The sequence below is a fragment of the Rhodococcus sp. OAS809 genome (assembly GCF_040546695.1).
In the GTDB taxonomy this organism is placed as follows: Bacteria; Actinomycetota; Actinomycetes; order Mycobacteriales; family Mycobacteriaceae; genus Rhodococcus_F; species Rhodococcus_F qingshengii.
In genome coordinates, this window is sequence record NZ_JBEPOI010000002.1 from 2949546 (window position 1) to 2960810 (window position 11265).

Consider the following 11265-nt stretch of genomic DNA (forward strand, 5'->3'; position numbering starts at 1 on the left):
GTGCGACCCGCATTTTTCGGCTTTCGAGCTAGCGTGGACCGCGCAGACGAAGATGCACCATCAACCGGAAGCGGACGTTGGGGTCGTCGAGATCCAACGCGGCCATACCCTTCAACTTGCTGAGGCGATACCGAAAGGTGTTGGGGTGCACGTGCAATGACGCCGCGGCGTCACCGACATCACCGAACGCGTTGAGCCACGCATCGAGAGTGTCCACGAACGAGGTCGCATGAGCGGCGTCGTGGCTGGCGATCGCCTCGATCGGTCCGAGGTCCGAGAACCCTTCGGCTGCAGCTTCCGACGCGATCTCCAACAGGATGGCATCGACGTGGACGCTACTGAAGGTGGCGACGCTGCCCGACGCTCGTCCCGCCAACAACACTTCGAGGGCATGTTCGGCGTCGCGCTTCGATCGGCTCAGCTGCGCCGGTCTGGTCACGACCCGGCCGATCCCGATGATCGTGTCGCCGGACGCTCCGGTGCGGTCCAGGAAGTCCGAGGCCACACGGAACGCCTGCAACTCGGCTTCGGCCGGGGAATGCCCTCGCACAGACAGCACCGCATAGCCGGTTCCGTTGACCAAGGCTGCCGCCGACTGCGAGTGGACGGCGCCGAGGTGCATGGCCAGAGCGTCGGTCAGTCGCACCACGTGGGCGGCATCGTCCGGCTTCGACGATCCTTCGAAAGACCTACGACCCAAAGCCATCACGAGTGCGGGGCCGGTCCCGAGGCCGAGGCGATTCATCGCGTCGACCGCACCTGACCCACCGTCGAGAAGGGTTGCGATCAGGTCTGCGCGCAGTCGGCGCTCGGCGTCGGCGCCGCCGCGCAACCGCAACATCTGCAGCGCGATCAACCCAGCTGAATCGCGCAGAGCACGCATCCGGTCGTCGGACATCGGCTCACCGGTTGCCACCCACATGGAGCCGAGGAACTCGTCGCCGGCTCTGATGGACACGGCGATACGACCCATTTTGGTACCGAGGGTCTCGGCCGAGACCCACACCGGATCGTCGCTGCGATAGAGCCGGTCGAAGACCCCGGCCTCTTCGAGCACTCGAATGTACTGGTCAGGAACTTGCCGCTCCAGAACGGTCGCGATACGTGGACCGTCTCCTTCTTCCTGGCGGCCGGAGAAGGCGATGACCCGTGAGCTGCGGTCCTCGATCGTGATCGGCGCATCGAGAAGTGCGCTGACAGCGTTGGCGAAGGCGAACAGATCGCCGGCCGGGCCGCCTCCGCGTGAGTGGATGTGCCCGACTTCGTTTCGGGCCGAGAGCACCGAATGAAGCAGGCTTGTCAGCTGAACCCACGAGACTCCTCGCGCCAAGGCCAACAGCACGACGCCCGAGGCGATGACGGATTCGCGGTCCGCATCGCTGACCTCGGCGGTCACTCGCGCGACCACCACGCGTACTCCGCGCTCGGCCAGGCCGGCCACGGACTCCGCGATACGTTCGCCTCCGGTGACGCCGACGAGCAGCACCATGGAGTCCGGTGTCGAGGGTGAGTCGTCGTCGGGGTCGTGAATGACCACCGAGGCGATCTCCTGGACCGCCTCCGGGTCGCCGACAACCGGATTCAGCACCGTAGTTCCCACGTCTTCGAGAAGCCGCACCAAACTGATGCGAGGTCGTACGGTGCCCACGTCTATCACTCCTTCGTCCGGTGAACGAAGTGTGTCATAGTGATTCGTCAAAGCCGATCCATGCCGATCCATTCGACCGACGTGGTAATTGCTTCGAGCAGGTCGGGGATCGGTTCGACGCCGATGCCCGGTCCTTCCGGAACCTTCACGTAACCGTTGTCGAGTACGAACGGCTCGGTGATGTCTTCGGCGAAGTACCGGTCGGAAGCCGATGTATCGCCTGGTAGGGCAAATCCGGGGAGCGCGGCAAGCGCGACGTTGGCGGCCCTGCCGATTCCGGTCTCGAGCATTCCGCCGCACCACACGGCAATTCCGTTGGCCTTGCAGACGTCGTGGATACGACGCGATTCCAGATAACCGCCCACACGTCCCGGTTTGATGTTCACCACGCTGCACGCACCGATTGCCAGCGCGTCGGCGGTGACCTTCGCGGAGGTGATCGACTCGTCGAGGCAGACCGGCGTCCGCATCATCTCGGCCAGCCTGGCGTGGCCGCGCAGTTCCTCTTCGGGAAGCGGCTGCTCGATCAGCAGGAGGTCGAAGTCGTCGAGCCGCTGGAGATGGCGGGCGTCAGCCAGGGTGTACGCGGTGTTCGCGTCGACCTGGAGGAGTACGTCGTCGCCGAACCTCTCGCGGACTGCGCGAACCGGCTCGATGTCCCAGCCCGGTTCGATCTTCAGTTTGATGCGCAGGTATCCGGCATCGAGGAACCCGCCTGCCTCTTCGAGCAGTTCGTCGATCGAATTCTTGATACCCACCGAGACACCCGCGGGTACGCGATCGACCACCGCGCCCAGGTACGAAGACATGCTCGTCCCGGCAGCCCGTAACTCGGCGTCGAGAAATGCGGTTTCCAGTGCCGCTTTGGCCATGGGGTGCCCGGCGAACTGTTCCATCGTCGCGCTCAGTGCGTGCACGTCGGGATCGGTGAGTTGACCCAGAGACGGAATCAGGAACTTACGAAGGACTTCGGCGGCGCCGTCCGTGTATTCGGAGCAGTAGCGAGGCTCGGACATCGCCACGCACTCGCCCCAGCCCTCCGACTCCGAGGTGACTACCTTGACGAACAACACGTCCTTGGTGGTCTCGGTGCCGAACGAGGTACGGAACGGCGCTTTCAACGGCATTGCCGCCCGGCGTAATTCAACTCCGTCGATCTTCACGATGTAACCTCCGCTGTTGTCCTGCCTGCCTGTGTTCCCGGCGCACGGTCCAGCACGTACTTTCCGGTTCTGGTAACTGCGAGAACCACTCCGTTCTCGGCGAGCACACCACCGAGAGTCTCGCGGACTGCCAGGCGCCAGTCGTTCGCCGCCGCCGGGTCCGACTTACGCAGTGTGTACACGTCATTCGGTGTAGCCACCGTGACGAATCGATTCTTGGTCGACTTCAACACGGGCAGGCCGGCTTCGGAGACGGACAGCAGTTCGCTCGCCCCCAAGGACTCGGGAGTCGGGACTTCTCCCGAACCGGCGACGACGTCGGCAACCTTGCTACTACCGATTTCCCAGTCGATCAGCAATCGGTCGCTGTCTGCGCCGCCGTTGAGACTGTCGTTCATCGGCGCGTAGAAACGCGGCAGATACTGGATCGGGAACGCACCGAGTTTCGAGACGTTGAAGTAGGCATTGCGCGCGACGAGCGGGTCGAAAGTCCACCGCACGTGGAGAATTCCCCGTTCCAGTGCCCACGCTCGCTGGAACAGTTTCAACGCGAGGCCGATGTGCCCGTTCTGCACGTTCGGGAGGATCCCCGTGATGTGCGAATGCAACGAACGGTGTTGCGGTTCCTCGAAGAATGCAACCGAGCCGCCGATCAAATCTCCGCCACGAAACGCGCCGGCGACGTAGTTACCGGAGTGTGCGAGCGCTTTCATCATGTCCCGATGGACGGGAGGGTTACCGCTCTCCGGCTGCCATACCTTCTCGAACAGACCGAATACCTGTTCCAACTCGGCATGCCCGGTGACGGTTTCGATAGTCACACATGCAAGCAGGGCGGCCTGCTCGGCCTGGCTGATTGCTTGCCGCATCCGTGAAGGCGATACACCTCCGAATGGTTGAACGGTCTTGCGTTGGACATTGTTCGGCGACGTCATAGTCACAGTCCTCCCTCCAGGATTCGAGTCACCAGACCGGCCAACAAGGTGGCGCGCGGGATCATCTGATCTATCTCTACGTGTTCTGTCGCTGCGTGGGCGCCACCGCCGACGGCACCGAGGCCGTCCAACGTGGGAGTTCCTACTGCGGCAGTGAAATTTCCGTCCGATGCACCGCCGACGGCGCAGTCGCGCAGCATCCCCAAGCCGCTCTCACTGCTGACCTGGTGAGCGAGAAAGTACAGCTTCTCCGAAGACACTGATTCCAGTGGTCCACGGTTGGGGCCTCCGGACACCGAAATTCGACTTTCGGCCAGCGCGGGTGTCAGTGCACGGATCGAACGGTCGATGCGTTCCTGTTCCGTCGCCGACCACATGCGAACGTCACACCACAGTTGCGCTTGCGCTGCAACAGTATTGGTGGTCGTGCCGCCACTGATCACGGACGGAACCACCGACGTTCCCGCCGCCGGGTCCGCGAGCTCCACCACGGCCTGAATCTGATGTGCGAGCTCCACTACAGCGTTCACACCTCGTTCCGGTTCCAGTCCGGCGTGTGCAGCGCGTCCCTCGATGTCGACGCAGTACAGCGACATACCCTTGCGCGCGGTCTTCACTGCGCCGTCGGCTGCGGCTTCGAGGACCAGCACCGCGTCGACCTGACGTGCTTGCTCCTCGATCAGTGCGCGCGAGGTCGGGGAGCCGATTTCCTCGTCGGAATTGAGGAGCACGACCACCCCGTCGAGCGACGGAAGCGATGCGAGCGCGTGGAAGAGCTGGACGATGCCGGCCTTCATGTCGAAGACTCCGGGTCCGGTGGCGATGTTGTCGGTGACAGACCAGGGCAACTCTGCGAGCGTTCCGAGCGGCCAGACGGTGTCGAAATGGCCCAGGAGCATCACCTTCGGCTCCGCGCCGAACGACCAACGCAAGTGCTGGCGCCCGTCGATGCGGATACGTTCGGGGGTGCTTCCGAGGTGGCGTTCGCCGATTTCGGCCACCACGTCCGCACATGCATCGACTGCGCCGAGATCGGAACTGGGCGACTCGGCGGTTACCAACGCCGCCAGGTCTGCCACCATTGATTTCTTGTCCACTCCGACGCTCTCCTGTCACCGACTTGCAACTTCGCAGTCAAGCTTGGCCGAAGCGACCCTGTCGGATCTTGTCCAAGACTCCTGTCCTTCGGGCTCGGATTCGTCGTGCGTCACGAACAGCTGGGTGTGACAAGCAACTGTGTGTCATCAAGCAGGTGTGTCAGGTACCGATCTCTGTTCGGGCGGCAAACAGCTCAGGGAAGAAGCTCAACTCCAGCGCACGTTGCAGGAACCCGGCACCACCACTCGAACCGCCGGTCCCCTTCTTCATGCCGATCACCCGCAGCACCGTCCGAAGGTGCCGGAACCGCCACAGTTGAAAGCTCTCCTCGAGGTCGACCAACTCCTCGAACGCCTCGTACGCCGTCCAGTGCTGTTCGACGTTCTCGTAGATTGCTTTGACCAGCGGAATCAGTTCGTCGTTTCGCACGTAGGGCGCGCTGACGTCTCGTTCGAGAGCCGACGCCGGAACGTCGTACCCCTGCCTGGACAGGTACCGCCAGAACTCGTCGTACAGTGTCGGCTCCCCGAGCAGGGTCTCCAACAATCGATGGGCGGACGGATCCGATTCGAACACCTTCAGCATGCCCGCGTTCTTGTTTCCGAGCACGAATTCCACGGCGCGGTACTGGTACGACTGGAACCCCGACGAGTTGCCGAGAACGCCCCTGAACTCCGCATACTCCGCCGGCGTCAGTGTCGCCAACACCGACCACTGCTCGGTCAAGGTGGCCTGAATATGTTTGACACGTGCGATCCGCTTGAACGCAACCCGAATATCGTCGGCAGCGATCGCTGCTCTGGCCGCCCGAATCTCGTGGAGAAACAGTTTGAGCCACAACTCGCTGGTCTGGTGCTGAATGATGAACAAGAGTTCGTCGTGGTGTTCCGGCTCGCTCACCGGGTGCTGCGAATCCAGGAGGGTGTCGAGTCCGAGGTAGGCCCCGTAACTCATCTTCCCGGAAAAATCGGTGACGACGTCGTCTTCGATCTTTCGTGTGCCGTCCGTTGCCGACATCTTCGGTCTCCTTGTCAGAATTTCGCCGGGGTCTGCGGAACGATCATGGCCACCAATGCGGCAGCGCTCGTCGCTCCGACCAGGACTCCGAATGCAGCCATGTACGAGAACTGGTCCACCATCCATCCCATCACGAGCGGGGTGATGAAACCGGCGAACTGACCACAACCGTTGATCAAACCCATTCCGGAACCGAGGAATTCGGCCGGAAGTGCCCGCAACGGCATCGCGAAGATCGACATCGAACACAGACCGCTGATGCCTAGAGCCAACGTCTCGTAGAACGTGAACATCGCGACGGTGTCAGCGGTGGTCATCAGGAACAAAAGGACTGCCGACGTGGCCATACACGGAACCAGAAGGATCCTGGCCCGGTCGTGGAAGTACTTGTCCACCAACCGCCCGCCCACAATCGTGGCCAGCGCCGTGACGATGAAGGGAATTGCGGCAAAGATTCCCGTGTCGATCAGCGAGAGTCCCTTGTCGTTGAGCAGATAACTCGGCACCCAGGTCATCAGCCCGTACGCGGACATGTTGGCCAGGCAGAACAGAATCGCGAACTTCCACACCGACGCGGACTTGAACACGGCGGCGCGAGAGTGCTCGCTCGCCAGAGGTTGCAAGGCTGCCTCGGGATCTTCCGAAATTTCCGTGTCCAACGGTGCGGGCAGCACCAACCACACCACCGTGCCGATCACTGCGCCGACGATCGCCACCAGCCAGAACGCGTCACGCCACCCCACGGCCATGAGGACCGGCGCGATGATCAGCGGTGCGATGCCGGGGCCGAGGTTGTTGGCGCCGAGCATGAAACCCATCGCGGTCGCTCTGGTTTTCGGACGCGTCCGCTCAGCCAAAGCCTTGAACGACGCCGCTGGAAAGAGCCCCTGGCTGATGCCGAACATCGCACGCATGACCATCAGCGAGACGAGACCCCACGCGAACCCTGTCAACGCTGTGAACACCGACCACAGGATCAAAGCAACGATCAACAGTGGCCTGGGTCCGAAGCGGTCGGCCAACATTCCGCCGGGGACCTGCCCGAGCATGTAGAAGATCGCGAATACCGAGACCACGCCACCCAACTGCGTACTGCTGAGCGAGAATTCGTCGCCGATCATCGGAAGCGCAAGCCCGATCATGACGCGATCCACCATGTCGATCAACCAGATGGTACTGAGCAGCCCCACCGTAACGGTGGTCGTGTGACGAATCGACTTGTTGTCCATCATTTTTCGAACCGAACCGTCGCTCGCCCGCGACGGTGCTTCCACTGTGACGCGTTCCGCCTTCATCAAGCCTCCCGAATTGTCTTGTGCCGCATGGACTGGAACATTGAAAAGACTGATGAAGTGTGACAGCGAACACGTCTACCGCATTGGTCCGTTTCACCAATAGCCGAAGCAATGTTTGGTCGGTCGGAACATGTTCTGCCCCAAGAGATGACAAATGCCGCCGGCGCACACGGCGTCGGCGGCATTTCGCGATGGAGTCGCTACTTCATCACGTGCGATTGGCGACTGCCACGATCGTCGAGACGCCTGCGGCTGCAAGCCGGGCATTGACAGTGATCAGACCGAGAATGTCGTCGACGCTGCCGAGTGTGTGCGAAATCGTACGATCCGAAATCCGTCGCGAGCCGGGAACAGCCTCGGCGAGTTCAGCTCCCGTGGTGGTGGGGTGAACGATCTCGAGGGTCCATTCGTCACGCAGCTCGACCGGCTTCAGTGTGTCGGCCTTACGCACTGCGCGCTCGGCTCCTGCTCGGATCTGCTCGCACGCCAGCGACGGCGGCAGCGAATTGGTTGCCGACCATCCATGTGCCTTCTTGACCTCGACGGTCTCGGTTGTCGGCGAGGCCGCGTCGACCAAGCCGCAGATGATGTCGTCACCCGTCACCAGGCCGACGGGAACGCCCTGGGTGGCAGCGTAGAGGGTGTTGACGTCGGTCTCCGAGACGGACTTGCCGTCGAGGCGGACGTCGGCGAACAAGCTCGAGAACGTGTGCGCCAGGACGCCGGGCCCACCGGCTGGTGCGTGATAGCCGACAAACAGAGCGACGTCGTGATCGGACGTCAGTCCCTCCGCCATGCACTGCATCTTCGGTGTTCCGAAGATCAGACGCGCCCGTGGATCCAGGTCGGCGTGAAGCAGATTGTCCATCGTTCCGTGGCTGTCGTTGACCAGGACGCTCGTCGCACCGGCGTCGAACGCACCGGCGATCGCGGCATTGGTCTCGGCGGTCATGAGCATCTGCGCACGGTGGTAGCCGCCACCGCCGCGGATCGTCTGATCGAGCGTCGCGATACCCGCGATACCCTCCATGTCCACCGAAATATAGACGTGCATTCCTGTCCTCCATCGATCTCAATCGGCTGAATTGATAACTTCGCTTTCACCTTCACACTCGAGCGCATCCGTTTCTTGTCCGCTCGAACGGTGAGTCGGCCTCCATTTGGGACGTTCACACCAGAATCCGATACCCGAGCCGTGAAACCATCGGGACATTCGCCGGGCCAGGCGGTTCGACCAACGACAGGAGTGCAGCGCTGATGCAGGTCCACGACATCGTGTTCACCGGCGGCCGTGTCGTCGATCCCGCATCGGGGACCGACGAGGTTCGGGGCATCGCGATCACCGACGGCAAGGTCTCGGCGTGGGGTCGCGACGCGATCGAAGCCCGGCAGACGATCGACGTGACCGGTCAGGTCATCTGCCCCGGATTCATCGACCTGCACAGCCACGGACAGGAAATCGCCGAGCAGCGACTTCAGGCATTGGACGGAGTCACGACGGCCCTCGAACTGGAAGCCGGCATCATTCCTGTTGCAAAGGCATATGCCCGGGCCGGCGCCGAGGGCCGCCCGATCAACTACGGCTACGCGACGTCGTGGGCGCACGCCCGAATGATCGAACTCTCAGGGGCCGATCCCGACGGCGACATCAGAACGCTCCTGCACCATCTCGGTTCCCCGAGCTGGCAGGGCGAGCCCACCGCCTCCCAGCGCGCCCACATTCTCGAACTCCTCGAAAACGATCTGGCCGCAGGCGCTCTCGGCATCGGCGTGGTGGTCGGGTACGCGCCGAAATCCGATCCGGTGGAGTACCTACAGGTGGCGGATCTCGCGGCCCGAGCCAGCGTTCCCACCTATACCCATGCGCGCCCTCTCATCTCGGCCGATCCGTCGAGCCCGGTGGATGGTGCCGTCGAAATCGCCCGTGCAGCAGCCGAAACCGGCGCACACATGCACTACTGCCACGTCAACAGCACCTCGGGAATGCACGTCGACCACGCGCTGTCGGTGGTGGCGCAGGTTCAGGCAGCCGGATCGCGCGTCACGACGGAGGCGTATCCGTACGGTTCCGGGTCGACGGCCGTCGGAGCTGCGTTTCTCGATCCCGACAAGCTGCACCTGATGAATCTGACACCACGGTCGCTGACATTCGTACCCACCGGTGAACGTATCGCGGACCGCAAGCAGCTGGAACATCTTCGGGCCACCGACCCCGGTGGGTTGGTGCTGGTGGAGTTCCTCGACGAGAACGACACCGTGCAGCGCGAATTCCTCGAACGGGCGATGACTTTCGATCGCGCCGCCATCGCGAGCGACGCGATGCCACTGACCTGGCCCGGCCGTTCGCCTGCCGACTCATTGCAGTGGCCACTGCCGAAGAAGGCACTCGGCCACCCCCGCGGCGCCGGCACCTACGCACGTGCGATTCGTACGCTGTACCGCGAGCGTCGGCTGCTGTCGCTGTCGGAGATCATCGCGCGCTGCTCGTTGATCCCTGCGCAGATTCTGGAGGAGTCGGTTCCCTCGATGGCGACGAAAGGCCGGATCAGCCCCGGTAGCGACGCGGACATCCTCGTTTTCGACCCCGAGCGAATCACCGACAACGCCACGTACATCGACGGCACCCGCCCCTCCACCGGTATCAGCCGCGTGCTGGTCGGCGGAGTACCCGTCGTCGAAGACGGTGTCGTGGTCCAGGACGCGTTGCCTGGTCGCCCGGTACGCCGCTCGTAGCCGGATCTCATTCTGACCTGCATAGTTCTGACAGAAAGTCACCACACATGAACACATCGTCTGCAATCAACGGCACAATCGATGCCATGACGGATTTCGCGAACCCCCCGATCGGTTGGCAGCACAAGGCCTTCGGCACCGACCTCGAAGGTCGCGACGGTTCCGACCTCGAGCCGCTGGGGATCTCGGCACTCGACGGCAACCTCCTGCTACCCGTGATGACACTCAACCGTGCAGCGATCGCGCACAATGTCGACCTCATGGCGCAGTTCTGCTCCGACCACGATGTGGATCTGGCGCCTCACGCGAAGACCACGATGAGCCCCGAACTGGTTCGACGGCAACTCGACGCCGGGGCTTGGGCGATGACAGCCGCAACCGTTGCGCAGGCACGCATTCTGCGTGAGTTCGGTGTGGACACCATCATCATCGCCAGCCAGGTTCTCGATCCCGCCGGTATTCGGTGGATCTGCGACGCCCAGGCCACCGTCCCCGATTTCTTCGTCACCACCCTCGTGGACTCGGTCGAGAGCGTCCGCCTGATGGAACAGTTGATCGCGAAAGTCTCACCGGCCAGCCGTATCCGGGTTCTCGTCGAACTCGGCTACGACAGCGGACGCGCGGGCGCTCGCACTGTCGAGCAAGCACTCGACGTCGCACGCGCAGCATCGCAGGCACCTTCGTTGATACTCACCGGAGTCGAGGGGTTCGAGGGCATGATGCCCGGAGCCTCGGTAGCAGCCCGCCGTATCTCCGTCGATTCGTATCTCAAATCCGCGCGGGTTTTCACGGAAATCTGTGTGGCCGAGAACCTGTTCGAGAACAACTCCGCGAAGGCTCCCCAGCCACTGGTCACTTTCGGCGGCAGTGCGTTTCACGATCTCGTTGTGCGCGAACTGGCCGGACGGTGGGCACTCGACAACGGTGTACGCATCGTGCTGCGCAGCGGTTGCTATATCACCCATGATCACGGTCTCTATGCCGAAACTTCGCCGTGGGCTGACGGTCCGCGAACTCTGCAGGGAGCCGCAGAGGTCTGGGGCGTAGTGCTCTCCATACCTGAACCCGGACGGGTGATCCTGGGCTTCGGCCGCCGCGATGTCGGTTCCGACGCAGGCTTTCCCATAGTCCTGTGGCGCCGACGCGACGGATCCAACCGATCAGCGCGAGAGCTGACGATCACCGCACTCAACGACCAGCACGCGTACGTCGACGTTCCGGCTGACTTCGACGTGAAGGTCGGCGATCTGCTCGGTTGCGGAATCTCGCATCCCTGCACAACATTCGACAAGTGGTCACTGATTCCCGAGGTCGATTCGGATTACCGCGTCGTCGGTACGGTGCACACCTACTTCTGAGGGGACCGGTTGCGGTAA

The 11265-nt window shown here is 62.7% G+C and carries 9 protein-coding genes; 2 read left to right on the plus strand and 7 right to left on the minus strand.

The window, feature by feature from the left end; all coding sequences use genetic code 11:
• Nucleotides 1-28: 28 nt before the first annotated feature.
• The 7 genes from ABIE52_RS16815 to ABIE52_RS16845 all read right to left on the minus strand — a co-directional run bounded on the left by ABIE52_RS16815 (nt 29) and on the right by ABIE52_RS16845 (nt 8210).
• Nucleotides 29-1648, minus strand: coding sequence for a PucR family transcriptional regulator (locus ABIE52_RS16815; RefSeq protein WP_058039306.1), 1620 nt, complete (start codon nt 1646-1648; stop codon nt 29-31).
• Between the two features lie 47 nt (nt 1649-1695).
• Nucleotides 1696-2811 carry an o-succinylbenzoate synthase gene (gene menC / locus ABIE52_RS16820; RefSeq protein ID WP_192711965.1) on the minus strand — a complete coding sequence of 372 codons (1116 nt, stop codon included), beginning with the start codon at nt 2809-2811 and terminating at the stop codon, nt 1696-1698.
• Complete coding sequence (locus ABIE52_RS16825; RefSeq protein WP_042449804.1) at nt 2808-3680, minus strand: GNAT family N-acetyltransferase; 873 nt, start codon at nt 3678-3680, stop codon at nt 2808-2810. Before ABIE52_RS16825 ends, menC begins: the two co-directional genes overlap by 4 nt.
• Before the next feature lie 68 nt (nt 3681-3748).
• Nucleotides 3749-4843, minus strand: a complete 1095-nt coding sequence (locus ABIE52_RS16830; RefSeq protein ID WP_054188093.1) for a M20 family metallopeptidase — start codon at nt 4841-4843, stop codon at nt 3749-3751.
• A gap of 160 nt (nt 4844-5003) precedes the next feature.
• Nucleotides 5004-5861 carry a tryptophan 2,3-dioxygenase gene (locus ABIE52_RS16835; protein WP_003945883.1) on the minus strand — a complete coding sequence of 286 codons (858 nt, stop codon included), beginning with the start codon at nt 5859-5861 and terminating at the stop codon, nt 5004-5006.
• Nucleotides 5862-5875: 14 nt separating this feature from the next.
• Nucleotides 5876-7156 carry an MFS transporter gene (locus ABIE52_RS16840; RefSeq protein WP_192711964.1) on the minus strand — a complete coding sequence of 427 codons (1281 nt, stop codon included), beginning with the start codon at nt 7154-7156 and terminating at the stop codon, nt 5876-5878.
• Nucleotides 7157-7364: 208 nt separating this feature from the next.
• Nucleotides 7365-8210: a M55 family metallopeptidase gene (locus ABIE52_RS16845; protein WP_007734371.1), complete on the minus strand. Its 846-nt coding sequence runs from the start codon at nt 8208-8210 to the stop codon at nt 7365-7367.
• A gap of 203 nt (nt 8211-8413) precedes the next feature.
• Here ABIE52_RS16845 and ABIE52_RS16850 point away from each other — a divergent pair, with 203 nt between their 5' ends.
• Both ABIE52_RS16850 and ABIE52_RS16855 read left to right on the plus strand, forming a co-directional pair.
• Nucleotides 8414-9889 (plus strand): amidohydrolase family protein, encoded by a 1476-nt coding sequence (locus tag ABIE52_RS16850; RefSeq protein WP_192711963.1) that lies wholly within the window; start codon nt 8414-8416, stop codon nt 9887-9889.
• A gap of 47 nt (nt 9890-9936) precedes the next feature.
• The gene (locus ABIE52_RS16855; RefSeq protein ID WP_192711962.1) at nt 9937-11247 is read left to right on the plus strand and encodes an alanine racemase; all 1311 of its coding nucleotides are present in this window, start codon (nt 9937-9939) and stop codon (nt 11245-11247) included.
• Nucleotides 11248-11265 lie beyond the last annotated feature (18 nt).

What these genes read in the sequence shown, in the direction of transcription:
- ABIE52_RS16855 (WP_192711962.1), top strand. Translation starts at nt 9,937, where the DNA reads ATGAACACATCGTCTGCAATCAACGGCACAATCGATGCCATGACGGAT.
- ABIE52_RS16825 (WP_042449804.1), bottom strand. Translation starts at nt 3,680, where the DNA reads ATGCGGCAAGCAATCAGCCAGGCCGAGCAGGCCGCCCTGCTTGCATGT.
- ABIE52_RS16850 (WP_192711963.1), top strand. Translation starts at nt 8,414, where the DNA reads ATGCAGGTCCACGACATCGTGTTCACCGGCGGCCGTGTCGTCGATCCC.
- ABIE52_RS16835 (WP_003945883.1), bottom strand. Translation starts at nt 5,861, where the DNA reads ATGTCGGCAACGGACGGCACACGAAAGATCGAAGACGACGTCGTCACC.
- ABIE52_RS16840 (WP_192711964.1), bottom strand. Translation starts at nt 7,156, where the DNA reads ATGAAGGCGGAACGCGTCACAGTGGAAGCACCGTCGCGGGCGAGCGAC.
- ABIE52_RS16845 (WP_007734371.1), bottom strand. Translation starts at nt 8,210, where the DNA reads ATGCACGTCTATATTTCGGTGGACATGGAGGGTATCGCGGGTATCGCG.